Raw genomic sequence first — 26,237 nt, 5'->3', positions numbered from 1 at the left:
TTATTGGTTTTCACATGTTAGTATAAACAAAAATATTGGTTATGGATATCATACTCATGAGTGAAAATACAACACAAACTCAAGCATTTAGATTAAAAGGTCGCCTTTATACATTTACTGTATTACAAGTATTAAATACGGATCCTGAGGCTTTTAAGCATCAACTGGACGATACTATTGCCAAAGCCCCTAAATTATTTGAGCATACGCCAGTTGTTTTTGATTTATCTTCGGTACACCAATTAGAATTTGATTTACAGGCTTTACTCCAACTAGCTCGTTCCCATGGCATGATTCCTGTTGCCATTCAGGGAGGAAGTATAATACATGATACCCTGGCTCAATGTAACGGATTGGCCGTACTGCATGCTTCTTCAACGCAGGATAAACCCATTATTGAGCGACCAATTGAAAATAGTCATCATGAAACTACAAAATCAAAACTAGTTACTACACCTGTTCGCTCGGGGCAGCAAGTTGTAGCAAAAGGTGCTGATCTTGTAGTGGCTTCTTCAGTAAGTCATGGTGCTGAATTATTAGCTGATGGTTGTATTCATGTATATGGAGCTCTAAGAGGAAGGGCTCTGGCTGGGATTTCTGGTGATAAAGAGGCACGAATTTTTTGTCAATCACTTGATGCGGAATTGGTATCAATAGCTGGATTTTATCGCTTAAGCGATGCGATCGAACCTTATAATGGACCCTGTCAAATTTATTTATTGGATGAGCATATACATATAGAGCCCCTATGATAGAAGCTGTTTTTATTTCTGATCTTCATTTACACCCGGATGATCAGGCCATTCAAGAGCGTTTTAATCAATTTATTGAATGGGCTAGAGTTTCTGTCAAGAATGTTTATATTCTGGGCGACTTTTTCCATGCATGGGCAGGAGATGATACCGTCGATGAATGGAGCACGGTGATTGCTCGTCAGTTATATTCCTTAAAAATACAAGGAATTAACTTGTTTTATATGCATGGAAACCGTGACTTTTTGCTGGGAAAAGCCTTTGCTCATATGGCAGGGTGGACTATTTTATCTGAGCCAACTGTCATTCAGTTAGGACAGGAAAAAATACTACTGGTGCATGGAGATCGATATTGCACTAAAGATAGAGCACACCAACGTTTTCGTTTTTTAACCAGAAACAGAATCTTTTCTACCTTATTCTTAAGTTTACCATTGAAATATCGCAACCGATTAGTAAATCAAGTGCGATATCGTAGTCAGATGAATCAGAGCAAATCTATAGAGGAAATGGATGTAGTTGCTGAAGTGGTAATTGACCATATGCTATACTATCAAGTGAGTCAATTAATTCATGGTCATACCCATAAATTTGGCATGACAACTCATCAAAAAAATTCGCAAAAATTAAAGCGTTATGTTCTCAGTGATTGGGATGACAAACCCCAGTTATTGTGTTATGATAATACAAAAGGGCTCTATTTTGCCCACTTGTGATGTTTGTGGAGAAGCAGGTTATGGCGGCTAAAAGTAAAGACCAGATGGAAACAGAATTAAAGAAAGTGAATGAACTTTCTGCAAAAGGAATGGCTCAACTCCGAGAGGAAAAAAATAAGAAAGATCTCGATGATTATATTGCTGAAAAGCGTAAAGAAGAGCAGATGAAATATTCCAAATGGTTGGATGAGTTGAGAAATAAACATAAAAAAATAAACGAAAGAACAGGTAAGGAAACAACTTATGATGAGGAATTAAAGGAACTAGCTGATGCGGTGATTAATTCAGAGCAAAATGCCTATAATGACTGGCGCTCCAATATGATGTCCTTGTTGAATTTATTCGGAAAAATGAATAAAGCAGTAAGTATCTCAGCAGATCAAGTTGCTGGAGAGGCATGGAATAGACTTAAGAATCCAGATCTAGAGAATAGCTGGGCAGCTACACAGGGTATTGGATACCTAATTAACAAAGCAGGAGATGGCTATACTGGTGTTAAAGCTAAGATGTTACATGCAATAAAAGGGGAGGGTGAGCTTCAGCTACCTACCTTGGAACATAAAGTTACATTTAAAGATGGAAAGGTTATGGTAGCCAATTTGACTTATAACCAAGGTGTTCAAATCAATTCACCACAAAAGCAAGGCGAACCAGCCAAACCAGAGAATCAAGCAAATCAAGCATTTAGGTCAATGGTTGCTCTTTGGTTAGCAGAAAATGATTATCTTCCTGTTGATGGTAAAGAAGGAGAATATAAGCACTATGCGAGTGGTGCCGTATTGGATGAAGATACATTTAAAAGATTGAATGCTGATCCAGAAACTAGTTTATCCAAGTTCCTAAAAGATAATGCCAACTTGAAATATGAGGAGCAACAAGAATCCCGAGCTACTCCTACTCCTCCATAATTGGTGAATGATTTATTAAGTATTTATTGAATTTGCGGTATTCCGCTATGGAAGCGAAATACCGTATCATTTGCTAAAATAAAATCATTTTCTATAGTTAAGAACAATTTTAGACGTTCTTCTATATTCCCCCCATATAATTTCGCCAGTCGCAGATAATCTTCAAAATGACGCGCTTCCGATTTAATTAAAGTACCGTAAAATTTTACCAAATCCTGGTCTTCAAGGAAGGGAATAATTGCGTAAAACCGCTCACAAGAACGGGCTTCAATAATCGCTCCAATAATCAACTGATCACATAAACGCTGGAGAACATTTCTGCTCGTAACCTGCTTATGCATCTGAGTTGCATATCCTGATGGTTGTAAGGGGCAAAATTCAATGCCTTTGTTAGTCATAAAGGTAATGACTTTTTCAAAATGAAGTAGTTCCTCACGAGCTAGAGGAGACATCACCTCAACCAGTTCTCTTTTTTCCGGATATTTGCTCATAAAATTTATTGCAGTTGCAGCAGCCTTACGTTCACAGTGAGCATGGTCAATCAATAACAGGGGAATATGATCTGCTGCGAAATCTAACCATCTTTGCGGTGTTTTTACTTGAAGAAAGTCAATTAATATTTGTAAATCAGCATCTAATCGTTTTAACATCTGCGTAATACACTATACTTATCGAATAAACAGTCTTATATCATAGGACCTTTTTACAATTCTACTATTTCGGTGGTAATGCCTTGATTTTCTAGGCTCGATGCCGATGTATATTGTGCTTTCGTGCCAGGAATTTCGACTTAATCTAGCGAATTGTAAATAATCCTAATATTTTGAAAATTTAATTTGGATGAAAAATGAACGGGGAAAATGCTGATAATGAATTAAGCCATTGGTTTTCAACTTACGGGGTAATCACAGCTGAGCGTATATTAGGTAGGTACAAAGTCAATTTGGCGCAAAGTGAATTAGTAGAAGCAATTAAAAGTCCATATAGTTTTTATCATCGAATATTGCGTGTTCCTCTAAAAAGTGTACTTAATGGTATCGTGCTGCAACAAGCAAATGATTATCATGTCTATACTCAAAAATTATTTATCGACTATTTATTGTCTGGGGAAAATTCTAAAGGTGAGGAAGCACAAGGTGCTTCTATACGTGAAGATCTTGAAAATGAACGACAACAACTGGTTACGGTTGGTGATGAGTTTCATAATGTTAATGGGCAACATGATTATTTGATAGCTCACAGTCAGGCTGCGTTGATACGAGTAGCACAAATATTTAATGCAGAGATGGAAAAAGCGATTACCGCTTTGAGAACGTTACTCAAAAGTACTGGTCTTTCAGAGAAAAAAAGTAAAATTCGACAAGCAATTAATCATGCTTTGATTTATTGCAATATATTAGAAATCCAAGACAATCAATATCTTTTTATAGAGAAAATGAACGAAGTTCTTAATATTTCACTTACAGAAGATTTAGAGAAAAAAATGCTCATGATCTTATCTGAAATTTTGCAAATCGATATGGATTTTGATGAACAAATCAGTGATTTTGTTGCGCAAACTGAAGAGCTAAGTCGAGCAGCTAACTCATACCGAACTCTTTTTTATGAAACGATTCTTCGCGTTGTTGAGTTAATGAAATCTTTACCTGATTACAAAATTGATCCTGAACAAGATGCTATTAATAGACAACCTTTATACTTTGATAAAACGATTGGTGCATTAGAATAGTATTGTGCAAAGAAAAGTAAAACGAGTTCTATATATGAAATGGGTAGCTATTAGGGTTTTGCTTTATTTATGAAGACTATAATCAATTGGAATGAATTTATATTAGCCATATAGCTTGGATTTCGTGTATAATACTGCACTTTAACTAAACCCCTATGGAGCGCATGATGGCAAAAGAAACAACATTGTCAATTATTAAACCCGATGCAGTAGCTAAATCTGTTATTGGTCAAATCTATACTCGCTTTGAAAACGCAGGCCTAAACATAGTTGCTGCTAAAATGATGCAACTTTCTCGTGAACAAGCAGAAAGTTTTTATGACATTCATCGTGCTCGCCCTTTCTTTAAGGATTTAGTTGAGTTCATGATTTCTGGTCCAGTAATGGTTCAGGCATTACAAGGCGAAAATGCTGTATTGAAAAACAGAGACATCATGGGTGCAACAAACCCTAAAGAAGCTGCTCCTGGAACCATTCGTGCTGATTTTGCTGATAGTATTGATGCCAATGCTGTGCATGGTTCGGACAGTCTTGAAAATGCGGCTCGTGAAATTGCCTTCTTCTTTGAACCACACGAAATTTGTGAACGATAAGATCTGGTTTTTTGATATTTAATGACTCGTATCATGTAGCCTGGGTGCAGCGTAGCGAAACCCGGGTTTCTTTTAAATGATTGGAATCCCTGATTGCGTTATGCTCACCCAGTCTACAAATCGTTTATTATATTTTTATCTCTGTCATTAAATTTGGAGTAAAAATGACTGCACAAAAAGTAAATCTGCTGGATTACAACTATCAACAAATGCGTGAATTACTTAATAGTTGGGGTGAGCAACCCTATCGCGCTCAGCAGCTAATACAGTGGATTCATCAGGCAGGTTTTACTGATTTCACAAAAATGACTAATCTTAGCAAGACGCTAAGAGAAAAATTAACACAACTATCTTGCATTAAATTACCAGAAATTGTTGCTTGCCAAAAATCCAATGATGGTACCCATAAATGGCTTTTGAAACTGGACTGTGGTAACTGCATCGAAACGGTATTTATTCCCGAAGCCAATCGAGGCACTTTATGTGTTTCTTCACAAGTGGGATGTGCTTTAAACTGTTCTTTTTGCTCTACTGCGAAACAAGGATTTAATCGTAATTTATCCACCGGAGAAATTATTGGTCAAGTATGGTTGGCTGTGCGTGAATTATCACAACAGCAAGGAGCTCACGACAAAAGAGTAACCAATGTGGTGATGATGGGGATGGGAGAACCCTTACTTAATTTTGATAATGTCGTGTCAGCAATGGATATTATGATGGATGATTTTGCTTATGGCTTATCAAAGCGACGTGTTACTTTAAGTACTTCTGGAGTTTTACCCGATCTGGAACGTTTAAGAGAAGTCAGCCCTGTGGCTTTGGCTGTTTCATTACATGCACCTACTGATGAGCTGCGAAATGAACTTGTTCCTATAAATAAGAAATATCCTTTGGCCCAGTTGATGGCTTTATGCAAAACCTATTTTAAAAATGAACCACGAAGAAAAGTAACTTTTGAGTATGTAATGCTCAAGGGAGTAAATGACCAACCCGAGCATGCGAATCAGTTGATAAAATTACTGCGTAATATTCCATCAAAAGTCAATTTAATTCCTTTTAATCCTTTTCCGATGTCACAATATGAGCGTTCATCCCAGGAAACAATTAATGCATTTAGAGATAAATTAATAGCACACGGCATTAACACGATTACTCGTAAAACACGAGGTGATGATATCGATGCGGCGTGTGGACAACTAGCCGGAGAAGTAAAGGATAGGACAAGTCGCTCACAAAGATGGCAAAAACTACATTTTACGCCTAAAGAAAATCAGGAACCGCAGGCTGTAGAATGATGATTGTAGCAGAGCCAATCCCGATTAAGAGATCATCGACACTTGGATTCGCAGTATGCTGTATCTAAAATTCTGCCATTTGAATCAACAATAAAATCATTATTTGTGACAAATCATTTTTAATTTATTTATAAGCGGTTATAATGCGCAATCATTTCTAACCTTAGTGTGAAATATTGTGTTAAAAAAGTTTTGTCTTTTGTTTATTATGACCTGTCTGTTTTTACAGGCTTGTGTGCATAATGAAGAAGATGAAAAGCAAAATTTTAAAAAACCTGATCTCAGCAAAGCTGCATCGTATAATGTACAGTTAGGCCTAGGCTATTTAAAACAAGGTGATAGACCTAGGGCGAAAAAAAAGATCCTCACTGCATTAGAGCAAGAACCTTCATCACCTGATGTTAACTCAGCAATGGCTTATTATTTTGAGCAAACTAAAGAACTGGATCAGGCAGAAAAGTACTATTTGAAAGCACTATCATTAGCAGGAAATGGAGGCGCTCAGTTAAATAACTATGGAGCCTTTTTATGTCGAAAAGGCGATTATAAAAAAGCTGAAAGTTACTTTTTAAAAGCTGTTAATGATTTAAAATATGTGCATACAGCCGGAGCTTATGAAAATGCAGGTCTTTGTGCTCTATCAGCTCCTAATGAAAACAATGCTAAGCTTTATTTTGCAAAAGCATTAAATCAAGATCCTTCAAGAAAGGTATCTTTTTATGAATTACTGAAACTTGAAGTTAAAAGCGGAAATGATTCAGAAGCTTTTGCTCTGTTACAAAAGCATCCCGATTTAATTTTAAATGATAGAGTGCTCTTGTCTTTGGCCAAAGAGGTTTCTGAGAAAGTTGGACAATATACTCTTGCAGCAGAATATCAACAAAGCATTAATAATTTAAATTCCAATATCGACACTAGTGGAGTAAATAATGAATACAATAACCACACTGGATGAAAATATAGTTGAGCATAATAAAAATCCAGGCGAGCAGCTTGCCAGTATACGTGAACAAAGAGGGTATACAGTTGAGTACGTTGCCAATAAATTACATTTAAGAACTCGTATTATTGAGTTAATTGAAAGTAATGAATTTCATTTGTTGCCAGAACCTGTTTTCGTTAAAGGATATTTGCGTGCATATGCAAAATTATTAGGAACTTCACCTGAACCTTATTTGGCAATATTTAATGAACAGTATGTAGTTGAGAAAAAATCCGATAGGGCACTGTTATGGCAACAAAGTAAACGTGAATCTCATAAAGCGGAACATATTATTCGCTGGTTCACAATATTATTTGCTGTAGGTGTGCTAGTTGCTGTAGGAATTTGGTGGCAAAAAAACAGAGATACAGAGCAAGTGTTTCCAACTAAGAGTACTCCTGTTGATTTATCACTAAATCAAACACCAGCAGTAGAAACGCAAGAATTGAAACTTACTGACATATCAAAAATGCAATCTTTATTAAATCCCAAACCGGAAATGACTCCGATGGAGAAAATTGGTGGCTGATCGAATTCAAGCAATAAGAGGCATGAATGATATTTTGCCTGATACAACGCCATTGTGGCGTTCTATTGAACAAGTATTTATAAGTGTACTGTCCAGTTATGGTTATCAGGAAATACGCTTCCCGCTTATTGAAAGCACTCAATTATTCAAACGGACTATAGGTGAAGTCACTGATATAGTCGAAAAAGAAATGTATACTTTTAATGACTTAAATGGCGATAGCATTACTCTGAGACCCGAAGGGACTGCTGGTTGTGTGCGTGCTTGCCTGCAAAATGGACTATTACATAATCAGCAGCAAAAATTATGGTATATGGGACCCATGTTTCGTCATGAAAGACCACAGAAAGGACGATACAGACAGTTCAATCAATTAGGTGTTGAGGCATTTGGTATGCCTGGAGCCATGGCTGAATTGGAATTGATTTCCATTTGCCGTAAATTTTGGGAACAATTAGGTTTTGCAGATTTTGTACAATTACAAGTAAATACATTAGGTGAGTTAACAGAGCGTCAGCGCTATAAAAAAGTTCTTGTTGAATATTTGACGGATCATGAGCATCAGTTAGATGAGGACAGTAAGCGCAGGCTAACTCGTAATCCATTGCGTATTTTGGACAGTAAAAACCCAGAAATGCAAGAATTATTGGCTAATGCACCTAAACTGATTGATGTTCTTGATGAAAAAAGTCGCGCACATTTTCAATCTTTTTGTGATGGCTTAGACGCATTAAATGTACCTTATGTAGTTAACCCTGTTTTGGTTAGAGGTCTTGATTATTATGGGCATACGGTGTTTGAGTGGGTAACTGATAAATTAGGAAGTCAAGCTACAGTTTGTGCAGGAGGTCGATACGACATACTGGTGGAACAGTTAGGCGGTAATCCCACACCTGCAGTAGGTTTTGCATTAGGCATTGAAAGAATATATCTTCTCATGGAAACTCTTAATGTCTTAAGACAGGTGAATAAAAGGAATGGGTTGTATATTATTGCTACCAATGATAATGCTGTGGTACAAGGACTCGTGATTTCTGAATCAATACGTACTGCTTATCCGGAAATTGAAGTATCAGTAAATACCGCCGGCGGTAGCTTTAAAAGTCAATTCAAAAAAGCAGATAAAAGCGGGGCGCGACTGGCTTTAATTTTAGGTGAGGATGAGTTGGCAAATAAGCAAATTAGTATTAAGGATTTGCGTCACGAAGCTGAGCAAATCACGGTAGATCAAAACATGATCAATCAGGTTTTAAAAGATTATTTAGAGTGAGTGCAGGAGAGTGTTATGTCAGTGTATATGACTGAAGAGGAACAATTAGAATCGATAAAAAAATGGTGGAAGCAATACGGTACTCTCGTCACTGTAGTATTATCGCTTGTACTCTTTGGCATTGCCGGATATCGATATTTGCATTGGCATCAGGAAAAGCTTACCCAACAAGCTTCAGTTGCATATGAGCAAATGATGGTTGCTCTATCAAATCAAAATATCAAAGCAGTAAGAGCCTATGCGAATGAATTAATTCATGAACACGGCCGTACGGTTTATGCCGACGCAGCACATATGACACTTGCAAAAGTTTATGTGTCGAAAAATAAACTGGATAAGGCTGCACAAGAGTTGCAGGCTGTTGCTTCGAACAGTAAGATGCCGACTCTAAAGCAAATTGCCAAAATCCGTATTGCACGTATCCTTGCAGCTGAAAAATCTTATACAAATGCTCTTAAAGAATTGAGTAGTGTTGAGGATGATACTTATTTACCAGTTATTAATGAATTAAAAGGTGATATTTATGGAGCCACTGGGCAATATAAAGAGGCGATGAATTCCTATAAACTGGCTTTAGATCAAGTTAAAAATAACGGAATGGGTAATTTATTTTTGGAAATGAAAACCAATGCAATTGCGAGTAAGTCGCATTCGATGGTTTCTGGAGATAAAAAAGTAGAATCTGCATAACATTTTGTTATCAGCTTAAGAGGTTCATAAAAACATACACCATTTTGATGTTCTCTTTATCAGGGCTAAAACATAATGAGTGTGTTTATTGATATGTTTTGTAAAAATTGAGGTTTGATTTTCATGAAAGTGAAATTATTTATTTTAATTCTTTGTACCATAATCCAAGGGTGTTCAAAACTTGATGATTACATGTTAGGTAAAGATAACACGCCAAAACCTAAAGAACTCAAGCAAATTAAGGACAAAGTTAAAGTCGAGCAAAACTGGACAGTAGCTGTTGGTAAGTCATCAAAAAGCAAAGAATATTTAAGACTGAAACCGGTAGTTAAAGGAGGGGTTATTTACACTGCTGATGCCAGTGGGTTAGTTCAAGCAATTAATAAGCACAATGGCAAAATGAAATGGTCTACTGCATTGAAGCATGGTTTGGTCAGTGGACCTGCTGTGGCCAGTGGATATGTTGCTGTGGGCACTAATAATTCTTCATTAGTTGTATTAAATGAGAATAATGGTACTAAATTATGGCAAACAAAGGTTACCGGAGAAATTTTATCACCACCAGCTATTTTGGGTGGAAAGGTAATCGTTAAGACAATCGATGGTCGAGTTTATGCATTCAATGCAGCTGATGGCAAACAAATTTGGATGACAGAGCATGGTTCCCCTAGTTTAATCCTCAAGGCAAGTTCATCTCCTGTTGCCATGGGAAATCTGGTTCTAATTGGCTTTTCTGATGGAAAGCTAGATGCATTAGAGTTAAAAACAGGCCGTGTTATGTGGCAACGAAGTATTGCTTATGCGTCAGGACCAAGCGATGTAGAGCGATTAGTTGATATCGATGCAGATCCAATTGTAGAAAATAATGTGGTTTATCTTGCGAGCTATCAAGGCTATATTGGGGCACTGTCTTTATCAGACGGACAGTTTATTTGGAGAAAACCAGGTTCTGTATTCAAAAATATGATTCTAAGTGGTAATACTTTATATATTACTGACAGCCATGATGTCGTTTGGTCTATTGATAAACGCAGTGGACAAGTCAATTGGAAACAGACTGGGTTGAAGGCGAGAGTATTAACCGAGCCAGCATTGGTTAAAAATGATTTGGTAGTAGGTGATAAAACTGGTTATCTACATTTTATTGATTCACAGACGGGTGAAATTATAGCTCGATCAAAAGTTTCAAGCGGTGTTAGTATTTCTCCAAGCGTGAGCGGAAGAAAGTTATATGTATTAACAGACAACGGAATGCTAAATCAATTATCTGTGAGTTAATAAATGATCCCTGTGATTGCACTTGTTGGACGTCCTAATGTTGGTAAGTCTACATTATTTAATAGGCTGACTAAGACACAAGATGCCCTGGTTGCTGATTTTCCTGGCTTAACTCGTGACCGACAATATGGTCAAGCCATTCATGAAAATAAACACTATATTGTTGTCGACACCGGAGGTATCGGTGTTGACGATATTGCAGTTGATAATTTAATGTCTAAACAATCAGAAATTGCGCTCAATGAGGCTGATATTGTCCTTTTTTTGGTTGATGGAAGAGCTGGCTTGACTGGTATTGATGAAAAAATTGCTAGTAATTTACGTAAGTTAAATAAAAAGGTACACCTTGTTGTTAATAAAACTGAAGGACTGGACGATGATGTCGTTTGTGCCGACTTTCATGCTCTAGGCATTGCAGATATTCACTCTATTTCCTCATCGCATGGCAGTGGTATTAGAACCCTACTCGAAGAGGTTTTATCACCATTTTCAGCTCATATTGATGAAAATGAAGAAGATAATGCGATTAAAATCGCTTTTGCGGGTCGTCCTAATGTTGGTAAATCTACTTTGATTAATCGAATTCTAGGTGAGGAACGAGTCGTTGTTTATGATATGCCAGGTACAACCAGAGATAGTATTTCGATTCCTTTTGTAAGAGATGAACAAAACTATGTTCTAATTGATACAGCGGGTGTACGTAGGAAATCGCGCATTGATGAAAAAATAGAAAAATTCTCTGTGATTAAAACGCTACAAGCCATTGAAAAATCTAATGTATGTTTGCAAGTTCTAGATGCCAGGGAAGGGATTACTGATCAAGACATGAATTTACTCGGCTTTATTATTGAATCCGGAAAAGCATTAGTTATTGCGGTGAATAAGTGGGATGGCTTAGATGAAGAGCATAAAGAAAAAGTAAAAAGCGAATTATCTAGAAGATTACACTTCGCCAATTTTGCAAAAATAAGATTCATATCGGCATTGCATGGCAGTGGTGTAGGTGGTTTATTTAAAGATATAAATGAAGCGTATGCTTCAGCTGTCCAATCTTTTTCAACACCAAGATTGACTCGATTGCTTCAAGATATTAGCACGAAACACACTCCTCCTTGTGTGAATGGACGCAGGATAAAATTAAGGTATGCGCATCTTGGCGGTCACAATCCCCCGGTGATTGTCATCCATGGAAATCAATTGGCGGATTTACCTGATAGCTATAAGCGTTATCTTAGTAATGAATTTATAAAACATCTAGGATTAGTCGGAACTCCACTAAAATTTGAGTTTAAAGGCGGAACAAACCCTTTTGCAGATAAGAAGGTTAAGTTATCACAGCGACAAGTAAATAAAAAAAGAAGATTAATGAGTCACGTTAAAAAGAAAGCTAAAAGCAAAAAGAAGTAGGAGTATATTTTTGTGTTGTTTCTTGCTTCGTAGCCTCTGTTTCTTAATCACATCTTTGCCTACGCTGGGCGATTTGTTAGTGGGGCGTAGTGTTTTAGGGCAGACCGCCTAAATCCCATGGACAAGCCGCGGAACGTCGGAATAGATCTGGGCTGGTTATTTCTGCGATGTGTAGAAGATTCGGCTCATAGCTTGGCGGGAAGCAAAGTGGAGCCTGGTTTTTCTTATCGTAGATTTCCTGGGTTACGGCAAATTACCTCATCAAGTTATACTACCCCTAAGTTAGCGATTAATTTTTAGAGAGTGCATGGCATTGCGCAATAATCTGTTTCATTCTTGTCGCACTAATATTTAATTTGTTAAGAAGTTTAGGACTTTCACTAATTGTTTTGCATAAGAGAATGTTTTCTCCAAGCAAGAATTCAATTTCAGCTTTTGTAAAGTTAGTAATGCAGGTTATAGGGTATAGGCCAGAACACTCTATTAATTCTTTTAAACTTCCTTTTTGGGGATAGTCCCAGCCAATTAAATGTAAACCAGAACACTGACCATATTGTATTGCATCATTGGTAAAGCGAGTATTGGTCACAAGCCAACCCTTGAGTTGTTCATGATTTTCTCTATTGTATGCCTGTTCAATATCAAGAAATCGTGCCTTGATATACAAGGTAATCTTTACATCACAAGCAAGGCCCAAACGATTATGGTATTTGCATTCTACAAAAACATGCTCATTCTGGCGCTTTCCAACTACATCTACTTCATGATTAACGCAATATCCCTTAATAATTTGATTATTAAGGACATTAAATCCTTGATGGCGCATAATTTCAGCAACAAATTTTTCAAATGGATATCCAGAAAATCCAAGTTGCATAATTGCACGTTTTAGATGATATTTTCCAGCGATGCTTCTTGATTCATTGCGTAGGTGACGAAAGGTAATTCGATAAATTTCTTGTGTTGTCATTCCCTCGACTATCGATTGAGATACGTCATTAATGATCTTGTTAATGAGGGCTTCGTCAGTACCAACCCGTTTTAATGAGCGATAGATACGTTGGGGATCAAATGGTACTTTTTCTCCAGAGGTTTTAATTATATAAATAGGCTGTTCAGGCGTAGTCACTTTATTCATTTATGGTATTCCAATTAAGCAAAAAATAGATAATATCCTGACTGACATCGATATTATTTGATGTATGCGGAATTGTATTGCAGGTAATAATCTTTGTTGCACGGGACAGTAAAAGCTTTTGATATGCATTTTCTGCAAAAACGGCATGAACACCAATGCAAACAGCCGGTTTCATATTTAATGCACTTAAATGGGCTAATGTTTCCATCATAGTCATTCCCGTCGAGATTATATCATCAATAAGAATTGGCGTTGCGTTCTGGTATTGCTTTATTCCAGGGATAGAAATTTCTACTTGTGTATCGCTTGATCTTCTTTTTTCTAAAATAGTAAATGGTACGGAAGACTTTTGTGCAATTGATTCAACCCATTGTGCACTTTCAGAATCAGGTCCAATAAGAATTGGATTCGATACATGCTGAGATATCCAAGCTGAAATCTTATACGTTGCATGAAGTACTTTAGTTGGTATTTTATAAATCGCATTTAAATCTGGCCAGCGATGTAGATGTGGGTCAACTGTTATTAAGTAATCAAAATAAGAGGAAATCAATTCCGCAAAGTATAGGGATGTAATCCCTTGGCCTGGTTGAAATACTTTGTCTTGACGCATATATGTAAGATATGGAGTTATTAATACTATTTTCGATGCGCCTAAAGACTTAGCTGTTTGTGCAGCAAATAGAAGAGGAAGAGTTTTCGGATTAGGATGTACTAAATTGGCAACAAATATAACAACGCGCTTTGCTACATCGGATTCAATTTTCACAAGAGTTTCTTTATCAGGAAATTGATGGAAACTGATTTTTCCTAGCTCATAATGACATTTATGATGAATTGTAGATGTCAGCTCATCGTGTCCAAATAGTGCAAAAATGATGGGTGATTTTTTCATACGCTGGCCTCAATTTGAAATACTTCATGACCCTGCTTTAAGAAATCAAGAGCATAATTGAGCTCTCCTCGTGTGTCTGCATAGATTCTAAAAAGAGGTTCAGATTTTTTTACTATTGAATGCAGGGGAGTTAATAACTCAACGCCTGCAGCTTTTGAGCGTGGTGCCCCTGCCAATTTAGCTAATTGAGAAATGTGTCGATTATCAATGTTAATTATGATACCCGAGAGTTTTGATTCTACAGTATGAACAATTGGAGCTTTTTTAATCTCACGCAGGCCGCCTTGAGCCCTACAAATTGCTTCAAATTTAGCTAATGCCTTGCCACTGTTTAGAAGGTGAGTTGCAATACCCAATCCTTGTCCCGGTAAAACCTGAGGGGAAAATTCTATGATATGAGCCGCTAATACTAAAGCATGCTCACGTAGATCTTGTGGCGCATGTTTATCGCAATTCAGTACTGATAATACATCAAGTGCCTCAAGAACAGGTCCTATTCCACGGCCTACTGGCTGTGAACCATCACTTAATATTACTTTTGTTCTGATATCAAACTCTTCGGCAACAAATTTTAATAATTTTTTTAGCGAATTGGCGCGTTCAATTGAACGAACTTTAGCTGTAGTCCCTATAGGCATATCAATGACAAGATGATTAGAACCTGCGGCAATTTTTTTTGATAAAATTGAAGCGACCATTTGTCCTTCACTATCGATATTTGCAGTTCTCTCAATTCGGATGAGTAAATCATCTGCTGGGCTTAAAGCCATAGAGCCCCCCCAAACAAGGCAGCCATTTTCTTGCTCAACAACGTTTTTCATTTCATTAATGTTCAGGTCGACGTTAGTGAATACTTCCATCGTATCTGCTGTTCCTGCAGGTGATGTGATGGCACGAGAAGATGTTTTAGGAATAACTAAGCCGAAAGCAGCAACAATTGAAACCACAATAGGGGTCGTACGATTTCCTGGTAAACCGCCCACAGAATGCTTGTCAACAATGAAAGGCATGTCCCATGATAATTGCTGACCAGAATGAATCATCGCTCGAGTTAGATCAATAATCTCTTTATTTGAAAGCCTATCTCCGCCACTGGCGGCAAGATACATGGCAATATTAATGTCAGAGAGTTGTCCTGACACGATATCATTGATTATATGGGTTGTTTGTTCTGCAGAGAGCTCATTTCCATAAATCTTTGAGCGAATGTAACTTAGAGAGTCCAGTTGTTGTGGATGAGATAATGCAATTTTATCGCCTTCTTTTGCAGCGAGTAGTTCCCAAGCATAAATTGAAAGACCTGCTTCATTATGTCTTAATAAATTGGATTCAACTGTATTCACTGTGGCAACAATAGAACGTTCATTTAGTATTACTCTAACACGAGCCTGAGCAGTGAATCCTTCTGATTTACATATATAACAATCATCACGCATGTAAATGACAGGTTCCTTATGGGTATTAATCCCCAAATATTTCAGCGTCAAGGTAGTGTGCTTTTTGCTCATAATTGTTCTTTTTGTCCATATTCAGGAATATCGCATTGCCAACCGAGCTGTGTTTCAATTTTAGATTTTAAAGATAAGGAGGCCTCGGGCTCCCCATGCGTTATAAAAGTCTTTTTAGGTGGTTGTTGAAACTGATTAAGCCAACCAAGTATCTCGCCATAATCTGCATGTGCTGAGGTGCTGTGCATTGATTCAACTTGAGCATTTATAGGGATAATTTTGCCATGAGTTTCAATAAACTTTTTACCTGAGATTATCTCTGCGCCCAGAGTCTCCTCAGACTGAAATCCAGTAAATAATAAGGTATTACGTGGATCTGATGCGTACGCTTTGATGTGATATACGATTCGTCCACCAGAGGCCATGCCACTTGCAGAAAGAATTATTTTGGGTGATTTATCCAAGTCAAGCTCAATCGATTCTCCTACATCTTGCACGTATGTGGCTACATCACAGAGATCCTGACATTGGGTTGGAGTCAAGCGAAGATCTTCTATGTGTTTATATAAGATTTGTGTCGCATTGATGGCCATAGGACTGTCGAGATATATAGGTACATCTGGAATTGCATTTTCTTTTTTTAATTCAGAAAGATAGTGCAGTATTATTTGTGAACGCCCAACAGCAAATGCGGGAATAATTACTGAACCTCCTCGATGAATGGTTTTATTGATAATATTTTTTAAAGTCACCTTAGGTGGTTCTTTTTCATGAAGACGGTCTCCATAGGTTGACTCAATCACAAGATAATCAGTTTGCTTAATTTCAGTGGGTTTTTTCATAACGGGATCATGCATTCTACCCAAATCTCCACTAAAAAGAAGTGATGTATCTTGATGCTGTAGCCTTACAAAGGACGAACCTATAATATGTCCCGCTGGAATTAATTGAAAACTGATATTGTCATGTAGGTTAATTATCTTATTGTAAGCTTGGGGCTTAAATAGTTGTAATGCATTTTCTGCATCAGCTGCGGTATATAGAGGAAGAGCAGGGCGATGTTTGGAATAATGATGTTCATTAGCATGTCTGGCATCCTCTTCTTGTAAGTGTGCACTGTCAGGTAATAATATGTCACATAAATCTTTAGTCCCATAAGTGCAATATATTGGTTTATTAAATCCATTCTTAACTAACAGTGGTAAATATCCCGAGTGGTCAATATGAGCGTGGGTGAGAATAATGGCATCCAAGAGTTCAGGACTGAATGGGAGTGGATTCCAATTTCTTAATCGTAGCTCTTTAGGTCCTTGAAAAAGCCCACAATCTACCAAAATATTCTTTTTATTAAACGACAGAAGATATTTGGAACCTGTTACAGTTCCAGTGGCACCAAGAAATGTGATTTGCATCATTAATCCTTTAATAATAGCGCTGATAAAAAATTAATTTTTAAAGTCGTAATGTTAATACATCACAAGGGGCATGATTAACTGTAGCATGTGCTGTGCTCCCCAAGAACGAATGCAAACCAACAGAAGAATGACTGCCAATAATAATAAGCTGACAATCCAATTCTTTTACCTTATTAAAAATATGCTCTTTTACCGAACCTACTTCGACAAATTGATGGTTGCGTGGAATGTTAAAATTTTCTCCCAATAGGGCTAACACAGTCTGTGCATCGTCTTTAGCTGGGTTGGCTAACTCTGTAAAACCAAGTCCTTGAGCTAATTGGAAACTAGCAGGTAGTTCAATGACATGTAACAGATATAATTTGGCACTAAATTGCTTTGCGATAGCGATTGCTTTTTCTGTGAGATGATTATGTTCCTTGAGCAAATCCGTAGCAAATAAAATATTCTTATACATTGTAGCCTCACAATTAAAATTATTATTGTAAATAATAGTAGATTCCTTGATATAAGTACCTATTTTACATCACAAAATGTGAAAATAATTTACTTTGAGGTTGATGCTTGGCAGTTCGTAGTTTATTTATTAGGCATTAATCAGGAGTAGATGAGATAATTTTACAATCAAGATTTTTTAAATTTGTAATTGGGATTTATTTCCATTAAAGGAATTAAGACAAAATCTCTAAATTGAATCTGTGGATGGGGAATTACAAGTTTTTTAGATCGGATAATTTGATTTTCATAAAACAAAATATCAATATCAATAACTCTTGGTCCCCAGTGCCTTTTTCGAACTCGCCCCTGTTTCTTTTCAATTTTCTGGCATGCATCAAGTAATTGTGAAGGAGATAAACGAGTAGCGATCTCGATTACTGTATTACAAAAATCTTGTTGACCTTGCAATCCCCAGGCTTTATTCCAATAAAAAGAGGAAATTTTGGTAACCACAGTAGAGGGCAAAGCTTTTATAGATTTAATTGCTTTTCGAAGTTGACGTTCAGGCACTTGCTGATTTGAGCCCAGACCTAAATAACAAACATTCATTGTGGATCACTAACTTTATTGCTTTTGGGCTTACGGCGTCGCTTACGCTTAGGCATATCTGGTTTGAGTTGGGCTACCATTTTAGCTTGCTCTGCTTCACCAGCATCTTGAAAAGCTGTCCACCATTGCGCTAGCTCCATAGATTCATCGCCTGCAAGGGCACGTAACGCCATGAAATCAAAGGCTGCTCTAAAACGAGGGTGTTGCAAAAGATTAAAGGCTCTTCCTCCAAGTCTTTTTGCAAAGCGATACTGTAATAACCAGATTTCACGAATAATTTGTGTATAGCGTTTGGGAATTGAAATAATTTGATTTTGTTCTGCAATGACAAGTGACATTGCTTTATCTATAGAAGGCAGTGGATCTATTCCAGTTTTTTGTAGTTCCTGTGCGCGTTCAATCATGGGGAACCATAAAAGAACCGCAAATAAGAATGCTGGGGTTACGGGTTTTTCTTCATGAATACGAGTATCTGTGTTCTCAAGAGCAATAGCCAATAATGCATGTACTGGATGAGCGCTGTTCAATAGAGCATTTGTTTGAGGGCATAAATGTTGAAACAAGCCATATTGCATGAGCAATCTTTGAACTGCTACCGCATTGCCACATTGATATAGCTTCGTCATTTCATCAAATAAGCGTGAACTGGAAACATGAGTAATAAGATGACTAATCTCAGGAAAAGGTGCTTCCGTCTCTTGTGCAAGTTTGAAATTTAATTTGGCACTAAAGCGAATTGCACGCAACATGCGTACGGGGTCTTCCTGATAACGTTTTACTGGGTCACCAATCATGCGAATAAGCTTATTTTCAACATCTTTTACACCGCCAGTAAAATCAACAATAGAGGAATCATTGATGTTGTAGTAAAGCGAGTTAATTGTGAAATCACGTCTCCAGGCATCTTCATCAAGGGAGCCATAGGCATTATCACGCACTAACATTCCACGTTCATTTGTTTGTTGATTCTCATCCTCCGCCACATGACTTCGGAACGTAGCTACTTCAATAATTTCGCGATGGAACAGTATATGTACAAGCTTGAATCGACGCCCAATAATTCGTCCATTTCGAAACAAATTCTTAACTTGATTTGGCGTTGCATCGGTTGCAACATCGAAATCTTTGGGAGCCTTATGCAGTAATAAATCCCTAACGCTGCCTCCAACAATGTATGCTTGAAAGCCAGCACTAATTAAGCGGTTAAGCACTTTGAGCGCATTGCTGCTAATGTCCGCTTTAGATATGGAATGTTTATTCCTTGGGATGATATAAGCTGAGGCAACAGCTGGCACATGAGCCCTGTTTCTCTTTAATAGCTTTTTAATAAATTTGATGATCTTTCTATCTCACAAGACTAATAAAAAATTTATATTATATCGAAGCAAAAGAATAAAGTGAATCTTTTGTGCTTACAAACCTTGATCTTTCAGTAAAATTTTGTGTTGTGGATTATACAAAAAGATGTAGGTAAATATCTAGTTAAGAGTATATCATATAATTTTTCAATTTCTGACATCTGGGGATTTGATGGATTTTATTGATATTACAATAGGCTTAATTGTCTTAATTATATTAGAAATAGTTTTGGGAATTGACAATTTGGTAATTTTATCTATTTTGTCTGAAAAATTACCCCCAAAACAGAGAAAAAAAGCAAGGCGATGGGGGCTCACGCTTTCTTGGGTTATGCGTTTAATCTTGCTGGCGCTGGCAGTAGATCTCATCAAATTAACCAAACCATTACTTACCGTGGCTGACATGTCGTTTTCTGCTCGTGATTTTTTCCTCATGGGAGGTGGTGCTTTCTTAATTTGGAAAGCAACAGAAGAAATTCACCAGGATGTGACCGAAGAGCTTGTAGCAACGGATGAAAAGACAGTAACTTTTAAGGCAACATTTCGTGCAGTTATTTTCCAAATTGCATTAATGGATATTATATTTTCCTTAGACAGTGTGTTGACAGCAGTGGGCTTGACCTCATATTTTTGGGTGATGGCTGTTGCGATTACTTGCGCCATCCTAATAATGATTTTTGCAAGTGAAGTAGTAAGCGCATTTATTAAAGAACATCCTACAATCAAAATGCTTGCACTAAGTTATTTAATTTTGATTGGAATGGTCCTTGTTGCAGATGGGTTTTCTTTCCATATTCCTCGAGGATATATTTATTTTGCCATGGGATTTTCTTTAGGTGTTGAGTCGCTGAATTTGCTGAAACACTCACGGAAAAAACGAAAGCATCGTTCAGGAAATTAATTATGTTGTTTATTAAAGCATTTCATATTATTGCTATGGTTGCCTGGTTTGCCGGATTATTTTATTTACCCAGACTATTTGTTTATCATGCTGATACTCAGGATGAGACGAGTCTTACTCGTTTTAAAATAATGGAGAGGCGGCTCTATTATGGAATTACGTGGCCTGCTGCGATACTGACCACTTTATTGGGAATATGGCTTATTAGCTATAATCTGTCTTATTACATGAGTGTGGGATGGATGCATGCTAAATTGAGTCTGGTGGTTATTTTATGGATTTACCACCTCTTATGTGGGCATTATTTAAAGTTGTTTGCACAGCATAAAAATCAAAAAAACTCTCGTTTCTTTCGAATTTATAATGAATTACCAACTCTGCTGCTAATAGGGATCGTGATTTTGGTTGTGGTGAAACCGTAGTTCTAAACTCGTAGCCTGGTTAAGTGAAGTGGAACCCGGAACTCCTAACTTTCTAAAATCTCTTGATCCCGGGTTTCGTATGTTCTTGATAAAGGTACTAATATTGAAACTTATTCCATTTCCACCATATCAAAATCTTCTTTACCAGCGCCACAATCTGGACAGAACCAGTTTTCTGGTACGTCTTCCCAACGTGTTCCTGGCTCAATTCCATCCTCAGGCCAACCCTCAGCTTCATCATAAATAAAACCACAGATGACACAAATATATTTTTTATATTCTTGCATGATAATACTCATTTAAAATAGCGTAATTTAGCTATTGTGGACGTCGATGTAAAGATAAACTGCTTTTTTTGCCAATTTTTAATATTCTCTGTAATATTATACTGCAAAATTATGGAGATTTTTATGACTCGCTCAACAGATTTATTTCATCAGGCTCAAGCGCTTATTCCTGGAGGTGTCAATTCACCAGTAAGGGCATTTAAAGGTGTCGGTGGCGATCCGATTTTTTTTAAACAAGGTAAAGGTGCTTATCTTGTTGACGTTGATAATAATGAGTACATTGATTATGTTGGGTCGTGGGGGCCATTAATTCTTGGGCATTGTCATCCAGCTGTAATTGAAGCAGTAAATAATGTGCTGCATAGTGGCATGAGTTTTGGCGCGCCTACAGAGCTTGAAGTACAATTGGCTGCAAAAATAATCTCGTTAATTCCCTCGATTGAAAAAGTACGAATGGTTAATTCTGGTACTGAGGCAACGATGACTGCCATTAGATTGGCGCGTGGTGTAACCAAAAAAAATAAATTTATTAAATTTAATGGTTGTTATCATGGACATAGTGATAGTTTGCTAGTCAAAGCAGGTTCTGGTCTTCTTACATTAGGCATCCCATCTACGCCGGGAATCCCACAAAGCGTTACAGAACATACTTTAACTGCAAACTTTAATAACCTGGAACAAACGGCACAATTATTTGAAAAATTTCCTGATGATATTGCAGCAGTAATATTGGAACCAGTTGCTGGAAACATGGGGTTTGTTTTACCTGAACAAGAGTTCTTGAATGGATTACGTCAATTATGCGATCGATATAATGCTTTATTGATATTTGATGAAGTAATGACTGGTTTTAGAGTAGGGTTAACTGGAGCCCAGGGGGTATTTGGTATCACCCCTGATATTACTACTCTTGGTAAAGTCATTGGAGGGGGAATGCCTGTGGGTGCTTTAGGTGGTAAGGCAGAAATTATGTCCTTTTTAGCCCCTGAGGGACCAGTGTATCAAGCAGGTACTCTTTCTGGTAACCCATTAGCTATGGCAGCAGGTCTTGCAACTTTATCTGAAATTGAAAAACCAGGTTTTTTTGCACAGTTAAGTGAAACAACTCAAAGCTTAACTCAGGCTTTAGCTTCTGTTGCTGAAATGTTAAATATTCCATTTTTTACTGCTTCATTAGGTGGCATGTTTGGTTTTTGTTTTACAGAAAAAAAACGCATTGCGGATTATGCTGATGTTGCTGCCTCTGACGAGGTTTTATTTAAAAAGTTCTATCATGGAATGTTAGAGAAAGGTATTTATTTTGCTCCCTCTATGTATGAAGCTGGATTTGTATCCAGTGCCCATGGTGAAAATGAAGTCACTAAAACCCAAATGGCCGCCGAGGAAGTTCTTAATCAATTAAAAAGATAGCATTGTAAGGTGTCGACCAGATGCTTTTTTAGGCTGGGTGAAGCAATAGCGGCACCCAGTTTTAAAGAAGTTTATTTATCTCTCAATAAACGGATTTTGTTGTAATGCAGCATAATAACCTATTGAAATAATATATTTTTAAAATATATTTATTAAAATACCTAGACAGTGATTTTTCCACATGTCATATTCAAAGACGATCTTGAATAAACAAGGAAGGTCATATGTCGATAATGACAAATAAAAAGGAATTTATTAAGTCAATGCCCCAAGGAATCATTCCTCTTTTTTTTATTCAAATTGTTTCTACTTTAAGTTTTAGCGTTTTGTACTCTACACTTGTTTTGTATATGAAGGGTAAATTAGGACTCCAAATTAGCACCGCCAACAGTATCATGGGTGTTTTTATCGCATTTAATTATGGGTTGCATTTACTTGGAGGTTTTTGGGGTGGGCGTTTGCTCTCTAATCGTGCGTTGTTTTGTGCGGGAATGGTAGCGCAAATTATTGGCTGCGTCCTGTTGTCATTCGGCGATATTTCATTTCTCTATTATGGTTTGGCAGCTTTCTTAACCGGCTCTGGTTTAAATGTAACATGCGTGAACTGTATGTTAACTCAATGTTTCTCTCCAGAAGATACTCGACGGGAAACAGCATTTCTCATGAATTATGCAGGTATGAATATCGGTTTTTTTGTTGGTTTTAGTTTGAGTGGACTATTTCAGTTGACTCAGAACTATGAGCGACTTTTTTTGCTTAGTAGTTTAGGGAATTTGATTGCCTTAATCATTTGTTTATATTGTTGGCAGCAATTATCAGATAAAGATACAATTTTCTCTAAAAAAGATAAGGTTTCTCAGAAAAGAGCTGTTCTGTTAGGTTGCATCCTGATTTTAGTTCTTCCTTTCTTTTTAGGTCAAATGCTCCAATATGCTGACTGGGCTAAAAAATTAGTTTTGATAACAGGCATTGTAATGCTCGGAGTTATTTTATATCTGGCAAGAAAACAACCAACAAAAGAGGCTAAAGATAAAATAGTAGCATTTGCAGTGTTTATGGTTGTAGGGACTGTTTTTTGGATGCTGTACCAAATAGCACCCATGGGGCTTACATTTTTTATTGATCATAATGTTCAGCGTGAGTATGCAAGTTGGATTATTCCACCACAATGGTTCCAAAATATAAATACAGTCGCAATTGTTATTGGAGGTCCATTGTTAGGTGTATTGTTGCATAAAATGCGTAAAAATGGGGTTCAAATTAATATTCCAACCCAGTTTGCATTGTCATTGCTGCTTATTGGTATCGCTTTTGTAATATTGCCTATTGGTATTGCTTATGCCAATTATGAAGGACTAGTGAATCCCAGCTGGATTATCTTGAGTTATGTTTTGCAGAGTATTGGTGAGCTTTTAATATCTCCAATTGGTTATGCTATGATAGGATATTTGGCTCCTACAACATTACAGGGTGTGATGATGGGAATGTGGATGCTTAATTCTGGGGTTGGTGCAACTTTATCTAGCTATAGTTCAAATTTGATGATTGAAGGGCAAGATAGTGTTTCACCTTTAGTAACTAATAGTGGTTATAGCCATGTATTTTTAATGTTAGGATTATTTGCAATTGGTTCTTCAATTGTACTTTTTATCCTAGTGCCTAAGTTAAGGGATTTAATTCAGGAAAAAAAGCCAACTGAATTAAAAGAAGCCAAAGGGATGGCTACGAATCGAGTAGTTGTATGTGAGTAATTTTTTTGTACCTATAAATAAGGCAGAGGTGGATTGGCATGATACTCTGCCTTTCTCGACACGATATGATGACATTTACCATTCTTCTGAAGGCGGAATAAATCAAGCCCTTCATGTATTTGTTGATGGAAATGATTTAATTAACCGCTGGCAATCATTTTCTGATGATAAACCTCAAAGGTTTACGATTGCAGAAACGGGCTTTGGAATTGGTTTGAATTTTCTCGTAAGCTGGAGTTTATGGGAGCAATATGCACCCAAGTCCAGCCAGTTGCATTTTATTTCATGTGAAAAACATCCTTTATCTCTTGCTGATTTAAGAAAAAGTCTTGCCTCCTGGCCACAATTGGAAAAGTATGCCCTGCAGCTTATAACAAGCTATCCAGTCTTGACTCCTGGATATCATCATTTGTCTTTTTGTAATGGCAGAGTAACACTGACCTTAATGTTAGGCGATGCCCTAGAATGTTATGAACAACTACTAATTTGTGGCGAATCTACGCTAGAAAAGGAACTTAGAACGGCTTTTATTGATGCATGGTTTCTAGATGGCTTTGCCCCAGCTAAAAATAAAAGTATGTGGTCTGATGCTTTGATTAACGTAATAGCGATGTTATCTAAAGAAAATACCACTTTAGCAACCTATACCGCCGCAGGCTCTGTTAAAGCAGGATTAAGCCAGAATGGATTTGATGTAGAAAAACGTACAGGATTTGGGCCAAAACGTCATATGATTTGTGCTCGTTTTACGAAAACACCGATACAAAATAACGCGAAACGACACGCACCTTGGCATGTGGGGAAGCCTGAAAAGTATTTCAGCAAATCAGCGATTATTGTCGGTGCCGGTTTAGCTGGTTGTTTTACAGCTCATGCACTTAATAAGAGAGGGTGGAACGTAACAATTATTGATGAAATGGGTCAAGTCGGTAGCGGGGGGTCGGCAAATCAGCAAGCAGTTTTATTTCCTAAACTATCTGCCTACCGATCTCCTTTAACTCAATTTATGTTAACCGCGTTTTTATACGCTGCACGAACGTATCAATGTGTTTTAAATCAAACACAGATTGGTGAACTGAATGGCTCATTATTACTTGCATACTCTGAGAAAGAAAAAGCCGCTCAGTCCAGCTTACGTTCCTGGCTTACTCATTACCCCGAGTTGGGATCTCTCGTAGATGCAGAGCGGGCATCAGAGTTGACAGGACTATCTTTAGACAAACCCGGATTACATATCCCTTTATCAGGATGGATTAATTCTCCGGAATTATGTAAGTATTTAGTGAATGCAGAAGGTATTTCCTTGCTTACTGATACTTCTGTAAGCCAATTGAATTTTGATAAACGATGGTTTGTGAATGATTTAGAAGCAGAAGTGCTCATTTTGGCGAATGGTCACAAAATCAGCTCTTTTAAAGAAACAGAGTATTTGCCAGTTAAACCGATACGTGGGCAAATGACAGGAATTTCCTCAACAGAGCAAAGTGCTTGCTTAAAAATGCCTCTTTGTGGCGATGGTCATGTGCTTCCAGCAATACAAGGTATACACCTGCTCGGTGCTACCTATGAGTTAAAATCAGCGGACTCCCAAATCAAACCACAGGATGATCAAAGTAATTTAGCTAAACTTAAACAATTAGCACCTGAGGTTTTGTGGTCTGGAACCGTAAACAATCATTGGGCTGGAGTCAGAGCATCAACTCCCGATTATCTTCCTTTAGTTGGTAAAATTGCTGATGCCGAACAATTTCTACAGCAATTTGCTCGATTGGAAACTAATGCAAAACGTTGGATAGCCCAAGCAGGTCCTTATTATCCTGGTCTTTATGCTTGTGCTGGATTTGGTTCTCGAGGCCTGACAACAATTCCTTTATGTGCGGAATGGCTTGCATCTGTAATTAATAACGAAATAGGTTGTTTACCCAGAAACTTGCAATATGCTTTATCGCCTGCACGTTTCTTACGTAAAAATATAATTAGGGGTGAGATTAAAATCGATTGAGATGGTATTCTCAT

Annotated in this window: 26 protein-coding genes; 17 read left to right on the top strand and 9 right to left on the bottom strand. The window is 37.3% G+C overall.

Annotation, left to right across the window (positions count from 1 at the left end; genetic code table 11):
- The first annotated feature begins 56 nt into the window (after positions 1-56).
- The 3 genes from minC to DGG96_RS12575 are packed head-to-tail and all read left to right on the top strand — an operon-like array spanning position 57 to position 2,376.
- Positions 57-752, top strand: a complete 696-nt coding sequence (gene minC, locus DGG96_RS12585) for a septum site-determining protein MinC (protein WP_165831611.1) — start codon at positions 57-59, stop codon at positions 750-752.
- The gene (locus tag DGG96_RS12580; protein ID WP_110143014.1) at positions 749-1,468 is read left to right on the top strand and encodes a UDP-2,3-diacylglucosamine diphosphatase; all 720 of its coding nucleotides are present in this window, start codon (positions 749-751) and stop codon (positions 1,466-1,468) included. Before minC ends, DGG96_RS12580 begins: the two co-directional genes overlap by 4 nt.
- A gap of 20 nt (positions 1,469-1,488) precedes the next feature.
- On the top strand, positions 1,489-2,376 hold the full coding sequence (locus DGG96_RS12575) for a hypothetical protein (RefSeq protein WP_110143013.1): 888 nt from the start codon (positions 1,489-1,491) through the stop codon (positions 2,374-2,376).
- A gap of 23 nt (positions 2,377-2,399) precedes the next feature.
- Here DGG96_RS12575 and DGG96_RS12570 read toward each other — a convergent pair whose 3' ends face one another.
- Positions 2,400-3,026 carry a MiaE family protein gene (locus DGG96_RS12570; RefSeq protein WP_110143012.1) on the bottom strand — a complete coding sequence of 209 codons (627 nt, stop codon included), beginning with the start codon at positions 3,024-3,026 and terminating at the stop codon, positions 2,400-2,402.
- 197 nt (positions 3,027-3,223) lie between these two features.
- Here DGG96_RS12570 and DGG96_RS12565 point away from each other — a divergent pair, with 197 nt between their 5' ends.
- From DGG96_RS12565 to der, 9 genes are all read left to right on the top strand, one after another.
- Positions 3,224-4,105 (top strand): hypothetical protein, encoded by an 882-nt coding sequence (locus DGG96_RS12565; protein WP_110143011.1) that lies wholly within the window; start codon positions 3,224-3,226, stop codon positions 4,103-4,105.
- Positions 4,106-4,272: 167 nt separating this feature from the next.
- Positions 4,273-4,698, top strand: a complete 426-nt coding sequence (gene ndk / locus DGG96_RS12560) for a nucleoside-diphosphate kinase (RefSeq protein WP_110143010.1) — start codon at positions 4,273-4,275, stop codon at positions 4,696-4,698.
- 164 nt (positions 4,699-4,862) lie between these two features.
- On the top strand, positions 4,863-5,993 hold the full coding sequence (gene rlmN, locus DGG96_RS12555; protein ID WP_110143009.1) for a dual-specificity RNA methyltransferase RlmN: 1,131 nt from the start codon (positions 4,863-4,865) through the stop codon (positions 5,991-5,993).
- 178 nt (positions 5,994-6,171) lie between these two features.
- On the top strand, positions 6,172-6,948 hold the full coding sequence (gene pilW / locus DGG96_RS12550; RefSeq protein WP_110143008.1) for a type IV pilus biogenesis/stability protein PilW: 777 nt from the start codon (positions 6,172-6,174) through the stop codon (positions 6,946-6,948).
- A complete protein-coding gene (locus tag DGG96_RS12545; protein ID WP_110143007.1) occupies positions 6,923-7,504 on the top strand; it encodes a helix-turn-helix domain-containing protein in 582 nt (193 codons plus the stop codon). Before pilW ends, DGG96_RS12545 begins: the two co-directional genes overlap by 26 nt.
- Positions 7,494-8,774 (top strand): histidine--tRNA ligase, encoded by a 1,281-nt coding sequence (hisS, locus tag DGG96_RS12540; RefSeq protein ID WP_199739248.1) that lies wholly within the window; start codon positions 7,494-7,496, stop codon positions 8,772-8,774. The genes DGG96_RS12545 and hisS overlap by 11 nt, the downstream gene beginning before the upstream one ends.
- A 15-nt stretch (positions 8,775-8,789) precedes the next feature.
- Positions 8,790-9,464, top strand: a complete 675-nt coding sequence (locus DGG96_RS12535) for a YfgM family protein (RefSeq protein WP_110143005.1) — start codon at positions 8,790-8,792, stop codon at positions 9,462-9,464.
- 123 nt (positions 9,465-9,587) lie between these two features.
- Positions 9,588-10,742, top strand: a complete 1,155-nt coding sequence (gene bamB, locus DGG96_RS12530) for an outer membrane protein assembly factor BamB (protein ID WP_110143004.1) — start codon at positions 9,588-9,590, stop codon at positions 10,740-10,742.
- Between the two features lie 3 nt (positions 10,743-10,745).
- Positions 10,746-12,149, top strand: coding sequence for a ribosome biogenesis GTPase Der (der, locus tag DGG96_RS12525; RefSeq protein ID WP_110143003.1), 1,404 nt, complete (start codon positions 10,746-10,748; stop codon positions 12,147-12,149).
- 289 nt (positions 12,150-12,438) lie between these two features.
- Here the strand turns inward: der and DGG96_RS12515 are convergent, their stop codons facing one another.
- The 7 genes from DGG96_RS12515 to pcnB form a co-directional block, all read right to left on the bottom strand.
- Positions 12,439-13,287, bottom strand: coding sequence for an ATP cone domain-containing protein (locus DGG96_RS12515; RefSeq protein ID WP_110143001.1), 849 nt, complete (start codon positions 13,285-13,287; stop codon positions 12,439-12,441).
- Positions 13,280-14,182, bottom strand: coding sequence for a ribose-phosphate diphosphokinase (locus DGG96_RS12510; protein ID WP_110143000.1), 903 nt, complete (start codon positions 14,180-14,182; stop codon positions 13,280-13,282). Before DGG96_RS12510 ends, DGG96_RS12515 begins: the two co-directional genes overlap by 8 nt.
- On the bottom strand, positions 14,179-15,690 hold the full coding sequence (locus DGG96_RS12505) for a thymidine phosphorylase family protein (protein ID WP_110142999.1): 1,512 nt from the start codon (positions 15,688-15,690) through the stop codon (positions 14,179-14,181). The genes DGG96_RS12510 and DGG96_RS12505 overlap by 4 nt, the downstream gene beginning before the upstream one ends.
- Positions 15,687-17,042 (bottom strand): MBL fold metallo-hydrolase RNA specificity domain-containing protein, encoded by a 1,356-nt coding sequence (locus tag DGG96_RS12500; protein ID WP_110142998.1) that lies wholly within the window; start codon positions 17,040-17,042, stop codon positions 15,687-15,689. The genes DGG96_RS12505 and DGG96_RS12500 overlap by 4 nt, the downstream gene beginning before the upstream one ends.
- 40 nt (positions 17,043-17,082) lie before the next feature.
- Entirely contained in the window at positions 17,083-17,502 is a 420-nt protein-coding gene (locus DGG96_RS12495) for a universal stress protein (protein ID WP_110142997.1), read from the bottom strand.
- 167 nt (positions 17,503-17,669) lie between these two features.
- Positions 17,670-18,092, bottom strand: coding sequence for a 2-amino-4-hydroxy-6-hydroxymethyldihydropteridine diphosphokinase (gene folK / locus DGG96_RS12490; protein ID WP_110142996.1), 423 nt, complete (start codon positions 18,090-18,092; stop codon positions 17,670-17,672).
- Entirely contained in the window at positions 18,089-19,387 is a 1,299-nt protein-coding gene (gene pcnB, locus DGG96_RS12485; protein WP_199739249.1) for a polynucleotide adenylyltransferase PcnB, read from the bottom strand. The genes folK and pcnB overlap by 4 nt, the downstream gene beginning before the upstream one ends.
- 235 nt (positions 19,388-19,622) lie before the next feature.
- On the opposite strand from pcnB, the gene DGG96_RS12480 reads away from it, so the two are divergent.
- Positions 19,623-20,351, top strand: a complete 729-nt coding sequence (locus DGG96_RS12480) for a TerC family protein (protein WP_110142994.1) — start codon at positions 19,623-19,625, stop codon at positions 20,349-20,351.
- Positions 20,352-20,353: 2 nt separating this feature from the next.
- Entirely contained in the window at positions 20,354-20,773 is a 420-nt protein-coding gene (gene hemJ, locus DGG96_RS12475) for a protoporphyrinogen oxidase HemJ (protein WP_110142993.1), read from the top strand.
- Positions 20,774-20,883: 110 nt separating this feature from the next.
- Here the strand turns inward: hemJ and DGG96_RS12470 are convergent, their stop codons facing one another.
- Positions 20,884-21,060: a rubredoxin gene (locus tag DGG96_RS12470; RefSeq protein WP_019232400.1), complete on the bottom strand. Its 177-nt coding sequence runs from the start codon at positions 21,058-21,060 to the stop codon at positions 20,884-20,886.
- Between the two features lie 123 nt (positions 21,061-21,183).
- On the opposite strand from DGG96_RS12470, the gene hemL reads away from it, so the two are divergent.
- The 3 genes from hemL to mnmC all read left to right on the top strand — a co-directional run bounded on the left by hemL (position 21,184) and on the right by mnmC (position 26,223).
- On the top strand, positions 21,184-22,470 hold the full coding sequence (gene hemL / locus DGG96_RS12465) for a glutamate-1-semialdehyde 2,1-aminomutase (RefSeq protein WP_165831610.1): 1,287 nt from the start codon (positions 21,184-21,186) through the stop codon (positions 22,468-22,470).
- A 224-nt stretch (positions 22,471-22,694) separates the two neighbouring features.
- The gene (locus DGG96_RS12460) at positions 22,695-24,221 is read left to right on the top strand and encodes a peptide MFS transporter (RefSeq protein ID WP_110142991.1); all 1,527 of its coding nucleotides are present in this window, start codon (positions 22,695-22,697) and stop codon (positions 24,219-24,221) included.
- On the top strand, positions 24,214-26,223 hold the full coding sequence (gene mnmC / locus DGG96_RS12455) for a bifunctional tRNA (5-methylaminomethyl-2-thiouridine)(34)-methyltransferase MnmC2/FAD-dependent 5-carboxymethylaminomethyl-2-thiouridine(34) oxidoreductase MnmC1 (protein ID WP_110142990.1): 2,010 nt from the start codon (positions 24,214-24,216) through the stop codon (positions 26,221-26,223). The genes DGG96_RS12460 and mnmC overlap by 8 nt, the downstream gene beginning before the upstream one ends.
- The last annotated feature ends 14 nt before the right edge of the window (positions 26,224-26,237 follow it).

The organism is Legionella qingyii, assembly GCF_003184185.1.
Note: the sequence above shows the minus strand (reverse complement) of the source record. Positions and strands in the feature narration are given on the sequence as shown.